Annotated in this window: 14 protein-coding genes; 9 read left to right on the top strand and 5 right to left on the bottom strand. The window is 43.2% G+C overall.

The window, feature by feature from the left end; genetic code table 11:
• Positions 1-169 precede the first annotated feature (169 nt).
• Positions 170-1,069 carry a CBS domain-containing protein gene (locus JMX95_RS11790; protein ID WP_045445952.1) on the bottom strand — a complete coding sequence of 300 codons (900 nt, stop codon included), beginning with the start codon at positions 1,067-1,069 and terminating at the stop codon, positions 170-172.
• Positions 1,070-1,330: 261 nt separating this feature from the next.
• On the opposite strand from JMX95_RS11790, the gene JMX95_RS11785 reads away from it, so the two are divergent.
• The gene (locus JMX95_RS11785) at positions 1,331-2,692 is read left to right on the top strand and encodes a DUF4105 domain-containing protein (RefSeq protein ID WP_201560909.1); all 1,362 of its coding nucleotides are present in this window, start codon (positions 1,331-1,333) and stop codon (positions 2,690-2,692) included.
• A 79-nt stretch (positions 2,693-2,771) separates the two neighbouring features.
• On the opposite strand, the gene JMX95_RS11780 is transcribed toward JMX95_RS11785, so the two are convergent.
• On the bottom strand, positions 2,772-3,245 hold the full coding sequence (locus tag JMX95_RS11780) for a YcgN family cysteine cluster protein (protein ID WP_227676059.1): 474 nt from the start codon (positions 3,243-3,245) through the stop codon (positions 2,772-2,774).
• 309 nt (positions 3,246-3,554) lie between these two features.
• Here JMX95_RS11780 and JMX95_RS11775 point away from each other — a divergent pair, with 309 nt between their 5' ends.
• From JMX95_RS11775 to JMX95_RS11745, 7 genes are all read left to right on the top strand, one after another.
• Complete coding sequence (locus tag JMX95_RS11775) at positions 3,555-4,295, top strand: dienelactone hydrolase family protein (RefSeq protein ID WP_060491944.1); 741 nt, start codon at positions 3,555-3,557, stop codon at positions 4,293-4,295.
• A gap of 300 nt (positions 4,296-4,595) precedes the next feature.
• Positions 4,596-5,387: an SDR family NAD(P)-dependent oxidoreductase gene (locus JMX95_RS11770; protein WP_060491945.1), complete on the top strand. Its 792-nt coding sequence runs from the start codon at positions 4,596-4,598 to the stop codon at positions 5,385-5,387.
• 138 nt (positions 5,388-5,525) lie between these two features.
• Positions 5,526-5,996, top strand: a complete 471-nt coding sequence (locus JMX95_RS11765) for a hypothetical protein (protein WP_055125326.1) — start codon at positions 5,526-5,528, stop codon at positions 5,994-5,996.
• 155 nt (positions 5,997-6,151) lie between these two features.
• A complete protein-coding gene (locus tag JMX95_RS11760; RefSeq protein WP_201560907.1) occupies positions 6,152-9,190 on the top strand; it encodes a DUF2339 domain-containing protein in 3,039 nt (1,012 codons plus the stop codon).
• 136 nt (positions 9,191-9,326) lie between these two features.
• Entirely contained in the window at positions 9,327-10,283 is a 957-nt protein-coding gene (gene ylqF / locus JMX95_RS11755; protein ID WP_201560906.1) for a ribosome biogenesis GTPase YlqF, read from the top strand.
• Positions 10,284-10,370: 87 nt separating this feature from the next.
• On the top strand, positions 10,371-10,781 hold the full coding sequence (locus JMX95_RS11750) for a hypothetical protein (RefSeq protein ID WP_201560905.1): 411 nt from the start codon (positions 10,371-10,373) through the stop codon (positions 10,779-10,781).
• Between the two features lie 117 nt (positions 10,782-10,898).
• Positions 10,899-11,828 carry a hypothetical protein gene (locus tag JMX95_RS11745; protein WP_201560904.1) on the top strand — a complete coding sequence of 310 codons (930 nt, stop codon included), beginning with the start codon at positions 10,899-10,901 and terminating at the stop codon, positions 11,826-11,828.
• Between the two features lie 148 nt (positions 11,829-11,976).
• Here the strand turns inward: JMX95_RS11745 and JMX95_RS11740 are convergent, their stop codons facing one another.
• Positions 11,977-12,492: a GlcG/HbpS family heme-binding protein gene (locus JMX95_RS11740; protein ID WP_228139032.1), complete on the bottom strand. Its 516-nt coding sequence runs from the start codon at positions 12,490-12,492 to the stop codon at positions 11,977-11,979.
• 391 nt (positions 12,493-12,883) lie between these two features.
• On the opposite strand from JMX95_RS11740, the gene mutY reads away from it, so the two are divergent.
• Positions 12,884-14,152: an A/G-specific adenine glycosylase gene (gene mutY / locus JMX95_RS11735; RefSeq protein ID WP_201560903.1), complete on the top strand. Its 1,269-nt coding sequence runs from the start codon at positions 12,884-12,886 to the stop codon at positions 14,150-14,152.
• 88 nt (positions 14,153-14,240) lie between these two features.
• On the opposite strand, the gene JMX95_RS11730 is transcribed toward mutY, so the two are convergent.
• Both JMX95_RS11730 and rapA read right to left on the bottom strand, forming a co-directional pair.
• Positions 14,241-15,143, bottom strand: a complete 903-nt coding sequence (locus tag JMX95_RS11730; protein WP_045452453.1) for an acyl-CoA thioesterase — start codon at positions 15,141-15,143, stop codon at positions 14,241-14,243.
• A gap of 496 nt (positions 15,144-15,639) precedes the next feature.
• On the bottom strand, positions 15,640-18,528 hold the full coding sequence (rapA, locus tag JMX95_RS11725) for an RNA polymerase-associated protein RapA (protein WP_201560902.1): 2,889 nt from the start codon (positions 18,526-18,528) through the stop codon (positions 15,640-15,642).
• Between the last annotated feature and the right edge of the window lie 483 nt (positions 18,529-19,011).

The following is a 19,011-nucleotide window of genomic DNA, read 5'->3' as shown; positions in this document are numbered from 1 at the left end:
TATTGTGTTTTGTACAGTATCTAAAAGTTAAACCCGCCCATGATACCAGTCTCAACCCATTAATAGGTAACATTGCGTAGCAAATACCCAATAGCAAACACAAAAAAAACACGACCGCAATCGTGTTTTTTTGAGTATATCAAACAATGTTTAGGTCGCTATCGACACATCAATGACTGCCTATCAATATTTGCTGATCAGGATTGATTTTGGTGAGCTCAAGATTTTGGATAAAACGCCCTTCAACATCAGTAATAGTGATTTTCCAATCATCTATCACCACGCTTTCACCTTCCAAATCACCCACATAACCAAGCGCCTGCATGACTAGACCACCCATGGTATCGACATCCGTATCATCAAAATGACTGCCAAGCTCATCATTACAGTCTTCAATCACGGTAGACGCTTGCACACGCCACGTATTTGGTTTTTCAGGATCAGCGACGATGTTATTGATATCACTGTCTTCATCGAAGTCATCATGCTCATCGACGATGTCACCCACAATCTCTTCAAGCAAGTCTTCCATGGTAACGACACCGCCAAAGTTGCCGAATTCATCGACGACAATCGCCATATGTACTTGGGTACGCTGCAATGAGCGTAACAAGGTATCAGAACGTGCCGTCTCACTAATATATAGCGGCTGACGTACCAAATCTCTCAAACGTTTGCTATCGATTTTATCTTCTTGATCGCGCACCATATGCACAAGAATAGGAATCAAATCTTTTGCCAATAAAATGCCAATGACGGCATCATCATCTTGACTGTCAAAGACAGGATAGCGCGAATGGGTGGTCTCAAGGATGATATCCATCACCTCAGCGAGACTGGTGCTTTCGTGTAGCCCAACCACTTGCGGACGCGGAGTCATGATTTCGCGCACTTGTGTCGCAGGCAGATCCAGCACGCCTTCTAACATATCGACGGTATCAGGCTCTAAGAACTGGCGCGAGTCTTGTACCAGACGAATCAATTCGTCACGGGTTTCGGGGGCGGTCGATAGCCAGCGTTTTAAGCCGCGCATCGACCAACTACTCGGGCTGGGAGTGTCGTCAGACATGGTGATGTGATTTAACCTCTTTAGTTAATAACAATTAAAATAATACGTAAAAACAATAATACGTAATAACAGACGTAGATGGGGATGAATACAGCAAATAAAACAGATCTTTGATTATTAAATTATAAATGGAGCAGATCAAAGTAGCTTCACTTTAGCGCAAGGCTCACCGACATTCAACGATAAATTCACTCAAATTGTATTGTCAGTACGTTATAAACTTTGCTATGGTCAAAGCCTTCACACACCAAAGCACACCCTATGTCGCTACGTTCCTTTTTCTCTCGCCTGCTCACGCCGCACTCACATAGCCATCGTTCAGATAACGGCTTGGACACGCTTGAGTCAAATAATCATGGTTCGGATAGACACGGCTTAAAAAATAACACTGCGAATGGTCGCCAACCGACACCTACATGGCGATATTATTTTGTACAGTTTTTCATCATTATTACCTTGCTACTGTCAGCTGTCTGGTTATTGCTGGCGATTTGGTATCAGTTTGGGGCAGGCTCTGCCATCACTTGGTTAGCCGCAATTTTCATTGTTGGTGTACTGACAGCCTTACTGAGCGTTCGCTATTGGCCGAAAATAGCTCAGCGCTTTGATCATAAACAACACAGCAGTAAACCATGGAGCAACGAAGCAACCATAAATAGTAAGTCAGCAAATAAATGGTTAACCGCTTTATATGGCGCTATTTGGTTGGTAGGCGTTGGCTGGTTTTTTTCTATTGAACCCCAACAAGAGCGCGACTGGATGGCTGAGGTAAGTGAAAGAGTCACTTACGAGCGCGATGCAATCAACCCTAATTTAGTGACCCTAACCAATGTACGCAACTTTGATTGGCATACCGACACGGAGGCGACCGAACGCTGGGACACACGTACCATTGATATGTCCAAACTATCTGGCGTCGATGTCACCAATTCTTACTGGATGGGTCCACTGATTGCCCATACTTTGGTCAGTTTTCGTTTTGAAGATGATAGACCGCTTGCTTTCTCATTTGAGATTCGTAAAGAAGAAGGCGAGTCGTTTTCGGCATTAGCAGGGTTTTTTAGACGCTATGAGCTGAGCCTGATTGCCGCAGAAGAGCGCGATATTATTTATACCCGAACGAATGCGCGTGGCGAGCAAGTTTATCTATTTCCCGTTAGTAACTTGCAGCAGCACGAGGTCAAGTCACTATTTGAATCTTACTTAACCGCTGCCGATGAATTGAATACCAAGCCTGCTTGGTATAACACATTACTCAGTAATTGCACCAATATCATTTTTTATATGGCGCGTATCGTCAGTGGTGATCGCCTGCCGTGGGATTATCGTATTTGGGTCTCTGGCTGGCTGCCAAATTATCTATATGATGTCGGTATGCTTGACGCTAATCCAGAAAATACTGGACAGCCTTGGTCAATGGATACATGGTACGAGCGTACCCATATCAACTCAAAGGTTAAAGGATTTGATAATCAAATCAATCTAGAGTCTGGCGTTAATAGCAACGAAAACAGCCGCGAGTTCTCTGAGCAAATTCGTCAGGATATTCCTATCCCGCCATTGGCTGACACGCAAGAAGATGCTGAGGCAAAAGCCAAATCTGCAGCTCAGGCTTCTTATTAAAATCAAGTCGCATTGTACGTTTACCCTGCAATAATACCAACGTCACTGATGTCACTGATTTCAGTAACTCTCAATATTATCAAGGCTTAACCCAGCTGACCACCCGCTCCTCCATCGCTTCATCAGACATACCAGTTTCAGAAACACAGCGCCCTGCCACGCCAACATTGGCAGCACGCATTTGTTGCTGCGTTACCACTGCATCTTGGGTCAATAACAAATGCCAATTTGGCAAATTTTGTCCTTTATACAAACGCTTATAGGCGCAGTGCGAAGGCAACCACATCATCTGCGGCAGATTGTCCATGGTCAGCTGAATACAGTCTGGCACATGCTCTTGACGCGTGTCATAGTGCTGACAATAACCCGTCGTACAGTCCATTAGCTGGCAAGTCACATCGGTATACTCGACCAACTCTTCATCCACATCGCCATTCTCATCTTCGTCAATATACTTAATCAAACAGCAGCTGCCACAGCCATCACACAACGCTTCCCATTCGCTATGATTGAGTTCTGACAGTGCAAAGCGCGACCAAAAATTCGGACGCAAGGTATCATTGAGCTTACTGTCATGGTCGCTGTTGCTTTCATTACCACTGTCAGGAAATAAGCTCACAGCTGATTTTTCCGTGACTTTTTGCGGCAAAGTTGCGTCAGAGTCGAGATGGGCTGCACAGTTGTCTAACAAGTTTAGTGTCATAAAGGTGCCGTAGCATTTTGATAAAGAGCGTTACAGTATTATAGCTGTTTTTGCCTAGGTTGAGCGTTAAGGTAGTAAAAGTAAGAAAAACGATATAGCAAAAACACAGACAAATAACCTTTATAACGTAAAACTCCTCACATAAAAAAGGATAATAATATGTCAATTAAGACTTTTGAATTAATCAGTACCACCGAAAACGGTGTCCAGCTTATCAGCTATGTGGCATTGCCAGAAAATGCATCTGACGACCATCCTGTTGCGGGAATTTTAGTAGCGCCAGAATGGTGGGGTATCGTTGATCACCCAAAATCAGTGGTCGAGCGCTTGGCAGAAGCAGGTTATGCCGCCGTCGCAATGGACGTGTACGGTGAAGGCAAGCTGACCACCGATGCCGCGCAAGCGAATATGTGGATGGAGCAAGTATTAGAAGATCAAGATATGCTGATGTCGCGCTGCCGTTTAATCCTTAATGACTTTAGCGACCAGTTAGCCGTTGATGGTGACAATCTAGCAGCGATTGGCTTTTGCTTTGGTGGTAAGGTCGTGCTTGATATGGCTCGCGAAGGCATGCCATTAAAAGCGGTCGCCACTTTCCATGGCAACCCAACACCAAAACAGCCAGCGGATAAAAACTTCACCGCTAACGTATTGGTTGCTCACGGTCGCGATGATTCAATGGTATCAATGGAAGCAATAGAAGGTCTAAAATCAGAACTAGATGCTGCTGGCGTTGACTATATTATCGATGTTTATGACAACGCTAAACATGGCTTTACCAATCCACATGCCGATGAGCGCGCTGCTAAAAATGAGGTTGATCTCGGCTACAACGAAGCCGCTGCCAAGCAAAGCTGGGAAAACATGCTTGAATTTATGGAAAATAACTTAGGTAAATAACTTAGGTAAATAACTTAGGTAAATAATCTTTGAATCAGGCATATCAATAGCTGTTTTCAGGTTATTAACACACTATTTATTAACCCCTATCTATTAACGCAATATATAGCAGAGTGCGCCCGCCGCACTCTGCTTTTTTTATCGTAAACAAATCCATATTGATCATTACATATTTACAAAGGCTTACTATTAGTAAGGATTTAAGACGCTAACATGGTTATTGCACAGTCGTGATTCATATAATCGGTCACACCACTTGCTGATAGCTCTCTAACCACTCACTAATAATGAGGTAAAACCATGAAAACAATCCAACAACTATTCGACTTTCATCATAAAACCATCATTATCAGTGGTGCAGCAGGCGCTATTGGTAGCGAGGCTGCACGGTTTTTAAGCTCATTAGGAGGCAACATTGTCCTCGCTGATTTAAATGAAGATAAAGTGAAGCAAATTGCCGCTGATATCGAAAAAGAAACAGGCAATGCAACCTTAGGCATGAAAACCGACTTTACTGACGAGACGCAAATTGCAGCCTTGGTGGATGCAACTATTGCAAAATTCGGTAAGATTTCTGCAGTAGTCAACAACGTCGGTTGGGGTGCAAGTACGCCCTTATGGGAATCTACCACCGAAAAAATGGTCAATGCGTATAAGCTCAATACCTTGGGATCTTATCATTTGACTCGTTTATGTATGCCGTATTTAAAACAAGAAGAAAACGCCTCTGTGGTATTTTCTGGATCCATGGTTGGTAATACACCATCGCCAGAATTTATCGAATACAGCACAGCTAAAGCGGGCTTGCTAAATATGGTAAAAAGTATGGCGGTCGCATCAGGTCCTGAAGTGCGCTTTAACTCACTAATCATCGGTACAGTAGATAATGGTGCTTCCTCTGAAGAAGCCGGTTATACCCAAGAAATGATCGATAATGTGGTCAAAGGTATCGTCCTAAAACGACGTGGTGTGCCAGCAGATATCGCTCAAGCGATGGCGTTTTTGTTAAGTGATGCAGCGTCTTGGATTACTGGTGCTGAACTGACAGTCAATGGCGGCGGTGTTTACAAAAGCAAAATGCCAACCTCATAAACTCAGCCATCATTTTAATCATAAATTTATAAACGATACATAATAGGGCGTCTTGAACATTGACCATACTGGGTAGGATTTTATCTACTCAGTATTTTTTATGCATAAACCTACCCGCTTGGACTTGGAACATAAACCATGACAACAACATTAAACGCAAAATTGCTAAAAGGCGCTATGCTTACTGGCGTAATCAATGCTTTCATTAACGGCGGCATACAATATTTCTTCTTAAAAACATACTCATCAATCGCAATATCTGTTGACTCTATTACCAATAATGAAGACACAGTGCTCGGTACCTCCGTTACCTTATCGATTACGTTAGCCATGATTTTAACTATGGTGGCTTATTTTGGTATCAAAGAAAAAAAAGTAGCATTCTTCCCAACCGCTTTTTGGTTGACGATAAAGCATGGATTTTTCACCTTTGGGGTATTGACCTCTCTTGCTGTACTATGGCAAAAATACGCAGGTACGGTCGAAGTATCTTTGATTTCAGCTTTAATTATTATCGGTGTTATTGCAGGTATCGTCTCAGGTATGGTGAATTATCTAACCCTACGTGAATGTACATTATCAGAAAGACATAAATTATATGCCGCATAAATATCTTAGTTTATAAAGCATCAAGGTCAGCTCAATGATAGTGAACGAATAATCTTGGGCTAATCCTTTTATTTTGATGAGCGCTTTGCTTGTGTTTGCTTTGAAATCGAGTCATCATCAAGCCATCAAATATTGAGTAACGGTGTGGTAGCGCTATGTCTGATATCAGCGGGTTTGTATTGCTTGTTTGTCTAGTAGTGATTATCGTTTTTTACCATAAACTAAAGCGACGCGTTGATCAGCTTCAACAAGATATCACGCAACTGCAAGATGAGTTACAAGCGCAGCAACACCGTGTCAGCTCTATGAATAATAACGCCGATAATGACGTAGACGTTCATACTGAACCAATGGCTCAAACGCTAGCTGAGACTCACTCGCCCCAATCTATTAACGAAGAGCTATTTGACTCAGCACCTCCTTTACCTACTGCTACGATTCACCCGAAACCAGCCCCTTCTCCAAAAAAACCATCGCCCATAGAGCCGGATGAGCGCTCACTGCCTATCGTCACTTCACTCATTCACTCCATCAAAAACTGGTTTTTTGGCGGCAATCTAGTCGTGCGTGTTGGCGTGATCGTCTTACTTATCGGTGTGGTGCTACTACTTCGCTTGTTAAGCGACTATATCGAAGTGTCGATAGCGTCCAAGCTTTTAGCGATAGGCATCCTCGGTTTAGGTCTGGCAGCATTAGGTCTAAAATTGGCAAAAAATCGCTTTGCTTATGGCATCACCCTACAAGGCGCAGGCTTAGCGATTGCGTATTTAACGACCTTTTTTGCCTATAGCGTTTACCAAGTCTTGCCTAGTCTACCGAGCTTTATTGGGCTTGGGCTATTATCTGCGATTACCATTGCCCTTGCCGTGCGTCAAAACGCTTTTCCACTGGCTTTGTTGGCATTATCGGGTGGTTTCTTTGCGCCTATTTTGACCAGTGAAGACACGGGCAGTTTGGTGGTATTGTTTAGTTACTATCTACTATTGAACGTGACGATTGCGATTATTGCGCATTACCACCCGTGGAAAATACTGAATTTATTCGGTGTCACTATGACCTTTGGATTGGCTTACTACTGGGGCATCAGTGAAAATTTGAGCACAGTCATTGAGGCGCAGCGCTGCTCTTTAGTCCTACTGGTCACCTTACATTTACTGCTATATCTGTTTGTCGTCATTCGCTACGCCCAACAAATCATTGTCTACAATACCCTTAATGAAACAGACATCATCCAGACAGAGAGCGCAGACAACGTAAAACATCTAGATAGCGTTCAGGCAAGATATAATAGCTATGTATTCCCTATTGATACTGGCTTACTGTTTTCAGTGCCGATATTAGCCTTTGGTTTATTTTCGGCATTATTAGATGACATTCCTAACGCCTTAACCATCGCTAGTGCTATTTTAGCCACTGTTTATTTAGGACTCGGCGGGTTGTTTGTGCAGCGTAGCCAGCGTTATGCCTTAATCACCGAGGGCATGCTAGCTTTAGGGTTTGGCTTTTTGGCGTTGGTCATTCCGCTGGCATTAGATGCTGAATGGATTGCCTTTGGCTGGTCAGTACAAGGACTGGCGCTGGTCTGGTTTGGACGGCGCTCACTACGCGCATGGTCAGTGCTATTTGGTTTGTTATTGCAGCTAATCAGTATAGGTATGCTGATGGTAAAAGTGGTCTTCGCCATTCAGGATTATCCGACATTGGCCTTAACCATTTCGGCTATGACTTATCTAGCCACTGTATTTATTTTACGCACGAACAACTCTCCAGCTATGCTAAATGATAGTTTGAACGAAGACTTAAATGATAGCTTAGATAATCATTCAACATATTCTCAAGAGCAAAACGCCACGCCAGATGCGATAGCAACCTATGCCGACGCATTAGGTATTAGCACTCATGCCGCTCAGCAATGGCTAACCTCAATCAACAGCCACAGCACAGTATTTAATCTTGTTTGGCACAGTCCTATACTTATAAGGTTTTTGACCTTTACGGCTATAGCGTGGCTACTACAAGTGCTGCTGCTTGATTTTAACCAGTGGTTCACCAGTTGGACACTGGCAACGACGACCATGATTGCACTCGCAGCACTGGTTAGCCTTGCCATTTATTGGACAATCAATCGTTATCGCTCGTGGATAGAAATCAGACAACTTAGCCATGGCTTATCGATCGTCTTTTATCTCATGCTCGTCCTGCAATTGCCGCAAAAATTCGAGTTTCATTTAATATGGCAAGGAGCAGATTGGCTACTATTGACTGGTCTAATCATTGGTTGGTTGATTATCGGACAGTTGTGGTTAAAGACATGGTACGACCATTCCGAGTTGTCACGCTACGATAGTGCAAGCTGGCTGGGAGCTAGCATTCTAATCATTGCTGCCGCCGCCCACTATGGACTAGCAGATTCCGCTGGGGTGATGGCTGTATTGATGCCAGCCATTTTAATATTGGCTGGATTATGGTGCTGTCATCGTTATGCCAGCTATCTCAAGCAAAATACGCGCACGAATCAGCTATTAAAACAAAGCCCACTGTACTGGTTTGATTGGCAACAAGTGCTATTGAGCTGCGCGGCTATCTTTGCGCCCATTGCCTTATGTTGGGTCATCATTACCAACTGGTCATATGATGGTGTAATTTGGGGTATGTCCTACTTCCCACTACTGAATTTATACGACATTACCTCATTGCTGACGCTATTGGTTGGTTTTAGTCTATATTATATGAGCCAACATCACCGCGATGAGAGTCTTATCGAATCAAGTGCAGCCCCCCAAACTAAGCGTATATTTACCGCAGATTATTTATTGGTTATGTTGGGACTTATTAGCTTTTGGCTGATTTCCAGTATGTTGATCAGAACGCTACATGCCTTTATCGGTACACCGCTGTGGGACAGCGCTCAGGGCGGCGCATGGAATAGCGAGCAAGTGCAGACCGGATTGACCATTTTATGGACACTCTTAGCTTTAGTCGCCACCATCGTCGCCAGTCGCTATTGGCAGCGGACGCTTTGGTTTATGGGCATCGGGCTACTAGGTATTGTCGTGCTCAAGCTGGTATTGGTTGATTTGTCGCAGACCGAAGCGATTTGGCGGGTGATATCTTTCCTCGGCGCAGGCAGTTTGATTCTGCTCATTGGTTATTTGGCACCGTTACCTCCAGCACGCGATGAAATAGAAAATTAAGCTCAAGAGTAACCGCGCATCTGGTTGGGCGAAATTGTAGCGTGAGCAAGGTGGTTCTGTAGTAAACTGGACACCATGAAAAGTAAATGACGATCGTCTTACTTTGCGCATTTTTTATAAAAGGTTATGAAAGCAGATGGATAAGAGAGCAAGTATTCAGTGGTTCCCTGGGCACATGAACAAAGCCCGTAACGAAATCAAAGAAATCATGCCGCAGATGGATTTGGTCATCGAGGTGATCGATGCGCGTATCCCATATAGTAGTGAAAACCCAATGGTCGCGGCATTGCGCGGCGAAAAACCCGTCATCAAAATCCTGAACAAAGCCGACCTTGCTGATCCTGAATTGACCCAAGCGTGGATGGACTATCTTGAGCAGCAAAGCGGTGTGAAAGCCATTGCTTGCGATACTGATAAAGCCAATGATGTCAAACGTATCATCGCCATCTGTAAACAACTTGTTCCCAATAAAGTGGGGACGGGTCGCCAAATCAAAGCCATGATTATGGGAATTCCAAACGTTGGTAAGTCGACGTTGATTAATACTTTGGCTGGACGTGCTGTCGCAAGAACTGGCGATGAGCCAGCGGTCACCAAGTCGCAGCAATTGATTAAACTTGACGATGACATAATGCTCTATGACACGCCCGGTATGCTATGGCCAAAAGTCGAAAACGAAAACTCTGGCTATCGTCTGGCAGCGACGGGCGGTATTCGTGATACGGCTTTTGATTTCGCTGATGTTGCCAGCTATACCGCTGAATACTTGATGCAAGCCTATCCTGAGCTGCTAAAAACCCGCTATAAAATTGAAGCGCTACCAAAGACTGATTGGGAGTTTTTTGAAATAGCTGGACGTAATCGCGGCTGTGTACGTTCGGGCAATCAAGTCGATACGTACCGCATGTCTGAGATTTTGATCAACGAGTTACGTAGCGCTAAGCTTGGGCGTATTACGCTTGAGACGCCAGCCATGTCTGAAGCTGAAGAACTCGTCGTCGCCAAGCAACGCTTAGCAGCAGAAGAAAAAAGAATCGCCAAAGAAGAAGAAAAGCGCTTACGTCGTTTGAAAACGCGGAAGAATCGGAAATAGGTTACCGGAACATAATCCTACTATAGTTTGATATTGATAATATGCGTACTTATTTACTCTAAAAACTTCTAAGGCACATCTTGGACTATGAGAAATAAAAAGACTAAATGGCTAATTTATACAGTACTTGTAGGTTTAATTCCAATTCTGGCAAGATTTATGGTTTGGTTTGTAACTAAAGAAGGTAGTCTCGATCTATTATCAGCCTCTGATTTTGTTGCTTTCGGATTAGTTTTGCACATCTCTAATATCAACGAAATAGAACACTACGAAGGACAACGAGAACAGTGGAAAACTGTCCAAAATGGTATTTCGATTACATTTATAGCTTTTTATAGCATTTTATTAGCTTTGAATCTAGTTGGAGCAGATGTTATTGATATAAAAGCTATAACATTTTGTGCTATTGGTTTATCAGTAGTTTCATTTGTTATCAGCTACTCAGTATATGATGCAGTTTCAAGAATACCTATTACTTCTGTTGAGAATAAAATATGACTACTATAATTATAGTTGCGACTATTATCTTAGCTTTGATAGGTATGCTTATAGCTGTTTGGTCAATAGTAGATACTCGAAGAAAACACTATGATGACTATATAAAAAGGAAAAGAAGTGATTAAAAACATTATATATCTTGATGAAGACAAAATGTATTCACTCTCATCACAGCTTTTTGAAGGCATAACTGAATATGTTTTGAATGAGAAAAACTTAGAGAAAATAGAATCAGAAGAACAAAGAGGCTATATTTCTAGCGGAAGAATCGTCGGTGACATCTTAAAAAATAGTGAAAGAAATACTGAAAAAAAGTTTTTGAATGATTATTCTTATACTCTTTTTGAAAAGAAGCTTATTGAAGAAAATAAAGTACTGACAGTTTCATATGAAAGCTCTAGTTTAGAGAAACTGATAAAAGAAAAATCATTTATAAAAGTCACAGCAAAGGCAACATTCAACGATATAGATTCAATAATAAGTACTCTTAATGACTTTAACAGAATGGGTAAAGCACTAACATATGTTACTAATTACGAAGATATTAGGTTAGTTAAAGCAGAACTCTCGAGAGTTCAAAAAGGAAAAGATGAAAGAAGTAAAATTAGCGGACTGAACGCTGAACTTCGAAGAATTAGTGACATAGACAAAATATCATCTGATCAAGGTTTAAATTTTGACAAACAGTTGCTTGATGACTTAAGTTTCCTTTTAGAATATGGTTTAGGAGGTCAACTTGAAGTACAAATGAATCTTTCTAATCACATAGCTTCAGCTAATCTCAATCGAAAGTTTCTTAGAGAACCAGAAGACCTAGTAATTCGTAAATATTCGAGACAGACTGAAGTGCAATTCACTTTATTCGGTATAATTACACAATATGAAAAAGAACAAACTAGCCCTCCTGAAGCAGCGCATGACTATGAAACTTTGAAAGAAGCTATAATGAATATGGTTTCTCATGTAACTAACTTAGAATCCGCATTCACTGGCAGGCTTAGTAATGAAATAATTATCGATCCCATCGCAATGTATACTGAACTATAAAGATTAATCTTTGAATTAGGATCCTAAAAACTATTTTTTAGCGCTTATACAAAAGAAGCCCCTAAGGGCTTTTTTTATATCTACTGCTAGCGAGATATCGAAGTTTTTCGATGATATCTAAATCATTTAGCGATATCTAAATCATCAACTACTTCTGTTTAGGCATGACTTTTTCGATAGCTTTCAACGCACAAGCTTCATCTTGTACTGCACCGCCTGCGCCGCCCGCTGCAATAGCGCCGATCACATCATTGCCAAACTTTAATGGCACACCACCGCCGATCAGTAGTAAATCATTTACCGTATTCAGGTTATTTGAGTCTGGATTAGCGCGAGCATTATCCGCCAACGTACGTGAAGGCGTTTTGGTAGATAATGCCGTGAATGCTTTGCGGACAGCAGCATCAGTATTGTGCGGACCAACGTTATCATCGCGCTGTAGCGCGATTAAATTGCCAGCACGATCAACAACTGCGACAACGGCAGATTTGCCCTCTGCGTGACAGGCTGCCATGGTGGCATCGATTAATTCATTGGCCAACTCTAAAGAAACATTGGGCTGTTGTAATACTAGATTTGGTTTGGCGGCCAAAACGTTGGCTGAACAGCCAATGACTGCTAGCGCCAATAATGCTTTAGATAAGTAGTTCGACATTAACTTCATAAAGAGTCCTAAATATTACTCATACATGTGAGCGTTTGTTTGAAATGATGCTTAGTGAGCTTTAATAAGCGTATTTGATGAAACCAGACAATGAATTATCATTAACTCAAAGGTGCTCTTGCGACCCTAGCGAGAATAAGAGTCATAATCTTGCAAAAAGCACAACAATGATAAGTTAATTTTTCTACAAAATTCACTTAATTTTGTAAGATTTACTTTATAAATTTGCAACTCTACATTAAGTTTTCTGTTACATACTCTATTTTTTAACACTCATACTCAAAAGACGCTTACATCGTGGTAATCTCAAGCAGCACACAACAGCGATATCAACTCACTTCTCTCAAAAATCGGTTATAATTCATACACTAATATGCCAAAAATTGATGATATGACTCAGCTTACCTCCACTGCAAACCTCACAACGATAGAAAATAATTTTACTCAATACTCTACTTCTCTCGATTCGTTCGCCCCGCGCCTACTCGATTGGTTCGCCGAAAACGGTCGCCATGACCTACCTTGGCAGCAGCACCAAACCGACGCGCCCAATCCTTATATCGTTTGGCTATCCGAAGTCATGCTCCAGCAAACGCAAGTAACGACGGTACTGCCCTATTTTGCCCGTTTTATGGCATCGTTTCCAACGGTACAAGATTTAGCAGCCGCAGAATGGGATAAGGTTGCGGAACATTGGGCGGGGCTTGGCTACTATGCGCGTGCACGAAATTTGCATAAAGGCGCGAAACAACTGGTCGAAGTCATTGATGAGACGGGCGACTTTCCGCAGACGCTAGCAGGGTGGGAAGGCATATCTGGCGTCGGGCCATCGACCGCTGGCGCGATTATGGCGATGGGACTGCATCGTTATGGCGTCATCTGTGATGGCAATGTCAAACGCGTCCTCACGCGTTGGGCGGCTATCGATGGTGATATTACCAAATCTGCCACGACCAAAGAGCTGTGGGCATTGGCAGAGCGTTTGACCCCAATAGAGAATTCAGGATTGTTCGCGCAAGCAATGATGGATATGGGCGCGACGTTATGCACGCGTAGCAAACCTGCCTGCCTATTATGTCCCCTTCAAAAGGACTGCTTGGCACATGCTGAGGGGCGCGAAACGGATTATCCAGTCAAAGCAAAAAAGCAGCCCAAACCCAGCAAGTTTAGCAATGCGTTATTGATTGAAGATATTGATGGCAAAATACTGTGGCTACAACGCCCTGACAATGGCATTTGGGGCGGACTGTGGAGTTTACCTTTACAGTTTGTTGAGAAAACCGCAGGCAAAGTGAATACTAAAACTGCCGCAGAAAAAACGACTGAAATTGACGATACATTATTAAAAGTGACCAGTAATGAAAAAGTATACGAAGCAGAATTTACCACTGCCGAGCAAATTATCAACGAGTGGTTAGACAAGCATAAATTGACAGCAAAAGCAGTCAGTAAAACTTTATTAGACGATGCCCCTATTAAACATTCACTGACCCATTTTCATTGGTATTTGACACCGCAATCGCTGATTTTAAATACTGAGCAAATTGCCGAAATAACCGAAGCCTTAGAAGCAGCACAAATTAATATTAATTGGCTAAATGCTGTTGACGCTCAGGCAACACTTGGACTGCCACGAGCAATGGTCAAGATTTTAGAATAATGAGTAAATTCAACTAAATAAAGCTCATAAAAAAAGCGACTCAAAATGTATCTTGAGTCGCTTTTTTTATTTATCAGAAGATGAGAGCTTAAGACTTCGGCACTCGCAAACGCATCAGACCTTCTTGCTGTACCGTAGCAACCAGCTTACCATCTTGCCAAAACTGCCCATGGTTTAGGCCTTTAGCATTAGACGTGGTATCACTCCACATGTCGTATAGCATCCAACCGTTTAAATCAAAATTACGATGAAAATGCATCGAGTGATCGATACTGGCCGCCTGTAAGCCACTGGTCATAAAGCTAACACCGTGCGACATCAGCCCTGTACCAACCAGATAAAAATCGGATGAAAATGCCAATAGCGCTTGTTGAATCGCAACAGGTTGATTGCCCAATTCGCGGATACGCAACCAGTTCGCCTGCTTTGGTTTCATTGGCTCTGGATGAATCGGATCACGCGGTTTAACCGGTTTAATTTCGACATGGCGACGGCGCATAAAGCGGGCTTTGAGCGCGTCTGGAACTTTTCCGACATACTCTTCTTTTAAATCTTGCTCAGCCAGTAAATCCTCCGGTGGCGGATAGACAGGCATGTCTTCTTGATACTCTAAACCCTCTTCCATCGGCGAAAACGAGGCTATCATTGAAAATATTACTTGCTCAATAGGCGCTTTACCACGCACTTCTTTATACTGAATCGCCGTCACTTCACGCGCAGACAGACTACGACCGTCACGCAAGCGGCGTACCTGATAAATAACTGGCTGCGTGATATCACCACCGCGCAAAAAATAGCCGTGCAGTGAATGACAGGGTTTGTCTTTATCCAGTGTATGCGCCGCCGCCATGATGGCTTGGGCGAGCACTTGTCCACCAAAAATACGACTGCCAACATAGTCATGGCTCTTACCCTCAAAGACATCGGGGGTCACTTCAATAAGCGCTACAGTAGCTAGCAGCTCATCAATCAATTGCGAATAATCGGACATGACGATAGGTTTCCTTATTTTTATCAAAAACGCTAAGCATCTGAAAATACGCACCCAACGATATCAATATCATATAGCGAAAGACAAAAGACACTTTGCATTTGAATGTAAAATAATATGAAATCACTTGCTGAAAATGCACAAGAGAGATTTAACACGAAAATTTTAGCGCAAAAAACACGGTCATAGCAGCGCTATCACCAGCATTTATTATATAGTTGTTTCAGCTTAAAAGAAGTACAAAGCAATCGAGTACAAAGGTATATGTGATACTTCACACGAGACGCGGTTACCCTTTTATAGCGAATGGGCTATAAATCGAAAAGATAAACATCTTACCCAATATCGATGGCTTTGACTAGAGAGCGACGCTCACTTGGCAATATCATGTTGATATTTTTGCTTAACATGCCTTAAGGCGCGCCCTAATATAAACGATATTAATCATAAAAAAACGAGATGCTATTAAACATCTCGTTCTTTTGATCATTTACATTTATGGCTTCACTGCCACTAACACACGGATGGAGTCTGGGACTAATAACAGACTACCTAGTGCTTGCTCGCCTTGGGCTTTTAGCTGCTCCAAGCGCTCAATTTCAGCAGGGCGTACGTTAGGATTAATCGTTTGTAGATGCTTAAGACGCTTGATTTCACGTGACCACTGCTGGCTAAAACGGGCACTGGCTTGTTCGCCAATCTCCGCTAACTGCTGACGGGCAATCTCTTCCGCTTCATAATAACGCTGCTCAATCACATCACCGCGTACTTTGATGACTTGGCGAGCACGGTTTTTATCCAGACGCTCAATATGCGGCATAATCATCTCCGCACTGATACGCGAGGACAAATCACTGCCTTGCTCACTGATAAATACACGGATATTTTGCGTGGTCAGCGTCGCTGGTAAATTGAGCAACCTTGGCGCAATGGCTTCAACGCGGAAATTCACTTCGAGCAGTACCATACCTTGTGGTACAGCAGAACTTTTTAGCATCGCCACCGTGGTATTACCAAAGGTGCTGGTACTCGCCAACTCATAAATCGCGCGCATCAATGGATGCTCATGAGTGATAAATTCGATATCTTCACGCTGTAGTGCTTGCTCACGCTCGAATGTCAACGTCATACCGTCTTCGTCACCGAGTGGCAGACCATCGATATAATCACTAATTTCAGTGCTGTCAATCGGAGCAATCACCCACGAGCCATCGCGCTGGATATTGTGATCGATATTGGCTGAGGCAAAAAAGCGCTCAATAAACTGCGGCAATAGATTATGACCATCAAAATCGCGCATGGCGTCAGCGATACGTTTGGCAACACGTGGGCGACACGAGTTGTATTCTAATAGGCGATCACGACCCGCTTGTAGCTGTGCTTCTAGCCCCAACCGCGTCTGCTTCGCTTCTTCGATGATATCTTGTAGTATCGCACGGTTCTCCTCAGTATCCGCGCCTTCAAGCATGGGCTTTAGCTCTTGGATATACTGCTCTTGCACGCTCTGCGCTGTTGGAGAGATTTGATTAAACATATTCAGCGCGTCGTGATACCATTTATACAGACGCTCTTGCGCAGTACCCTGTACATAAGGCACATGGAGCATAATTTGCTGCGTTTGTCCGATACGATCTAGGCGACCAATACGCTGCTCTAAGGTATCAGGATTGGCTGGCAAATCCCACAATATCAGCTGGCTGGCAAACTGGAAGTTACGACCTTCCGAGCCAATCTCCGAGCACAACAATATCTGCGCGCCTTCGCTATCAGCAAAGAACGCCGCTGCTTGGTCACGCTCAAGCAAGGTCATCTGCTCGGTAAAGATAGCCGTTTTAATACCAGCATGTAAGCGTAATACCGCCTCCAAGCTCTCAACCGTCGCGCCACTACGGGCAATCAACAGCACTTTTTTGTGCTTAAGCTCGCCGCGCAAAATATCAATCAACCAAGGCACACGTGGGTCATCTTCTAGCCAGCCACCATCAGGTTGGTTTTCTTCGCCCCATAGCTGCTCACGTAATTTACCATTGGTTTGGTAGCTGTCTTTCCATGCGGCAGGTAATGCCAGTGGGTACGGCTGGCTGCTACGACCATAGAATCCTTTGACACTTTCACGGGTATTACGGAATAGAATACGACCTGTACCATGACGATCTAATAGCTCGTTGAGCGCATAGGTGCGCAATTTTTCGTCATCATTAATCGTTGCCAACTCATCAAGACTGATGTCTAACAAGCTGCTTAAAGCGGCAATTTGACTGTCGCTTAATGGCTTATCTTCTATCAATACACCAGCAACGGCAGCCGTTTCAGCAAAGGCTTCTTGACCATTGATAAACTCATCCAAATCATCAAAGCGATCCGGATCGAGCAAACGCAAACGAGCAAAGTGACTTTGTGCGCCAAGCTGTTCTGGCGTTGCTGTCAATAGCATGACCCCTGGCGTTTCTTCGGCAAAGTCAGCAATCAAGTCATATTTATCATTGCCGCCTTGCGCCTCATCCCAATGCAGGTGATGCGCCTCATCAACCACCAATAAATCAAACCCTGCATCCATTGCTTGGTCGTACAAATCAGGGTGGTCAAGGAGTAAATCCATACCCGCAATGATACATTGCTCAGTGGCAAAGACGTTTTGCTCAGGATCGTGTTCTTTAATGGCTGCTGCACGTACCAAATCAAATAAGGCAAAATTTAGATTAAAACGACGACGCAGCTCAATCATCCACTGATATTGTAGACTGTCTGGTACAAGAATGAGCACACGCTCAGCTTTGCCTGTTAACAGCTGTTGATGAATAATCAAACCTGCTTCGATGGTTTTGCCCAAACCAACTTCGTCAGCAAGCAACACACGCGGTGCGATACGTTTGCCAACTTCATGAGCGATATAGAGCTGATGCTCAATGATATCGACACGCGCACCCATCAAGCCTTTAAGCGGATGACCCGCTAGCGCCGACTGCATACGCAAGATATCTTGACGCAGCTCATACCAATCACCACGCTCAATCCGACCAGCCAGCAGACGCTCAAGTGGCTTAGCAAGCGTGATATTGGCAGCAAGACGGGTTTCCATAATGCCTCGTTCATGCTCATCGACACTATATTTGAGTACACCCATCACTTCTTCGACCGCGGTTACGGTATAGCTCTTACCCGCTTGATCAGAAATACTATCGCCGACTTTAAACACCACGCGTGATAATGGCGCGGAGTTTTTGGCGTAGACGCGCGTCTCTTCACTTTGTGGAAATAGAATGTGCACACATCGGTCATCTACATCGATGACCACACCCAAGCCCAGCTCGGACTCCGTATCAGATAAATAACGTTGACCAACGGCAAATTCAGTATTGTGCAATGAAGCGATAGAGATAGTCATAGGGCGATGTCTTTTGTACTCAGATAATAGGAAAAAATAGATAGCTCATAATGAGATTTGCTAGCGTGAATCACTAGCGCGATGTCATTACTTAATAGTCTGAGAGGTCACCGGCCATACCGGCAGCGTCAGCTCATTAGCTAGGTCGCAAGATAAAGCCGACCATTATATAACGTTAGCAGCTAGATGAGTGCGCTAAGTTGACTTTTCAAGAGCAGATTATTGCAAGATTATATCAACGCCAAGCATAAGTTGGTCATATAAAACAATAAGATAACGACTCGCAAGTAAAGAAAAAATATTGTCATTATAAAATTGATTCTGTATTGTTAAGAAATGCAATAGAACATTTCTTCTTTCTTACCTGAATTATTCAAACGCACGTCTACCCATACTCTTTTGCCGCCTAGTATTCATGATTGATTATCCTTAAGGATTTATGGGCATAGCATGGCCTTTCATAGTCCTTTAAGTTATAAGAAT

Origin of the sequence: Psychrobacter sp. NC44 (genome assembly GCF_904846655.1) — a bacterium.
Classification (GTDB): Bacteria; Pseudomonadota; Gammaproteobacteria; order Pseudomonadales; family Moraxellaceae; genus Psychrobacter.
Note: the sequence above shows the minus strand (reverse complement) of the source record. Positions and strands in the feature narration are given on the sequence as shown.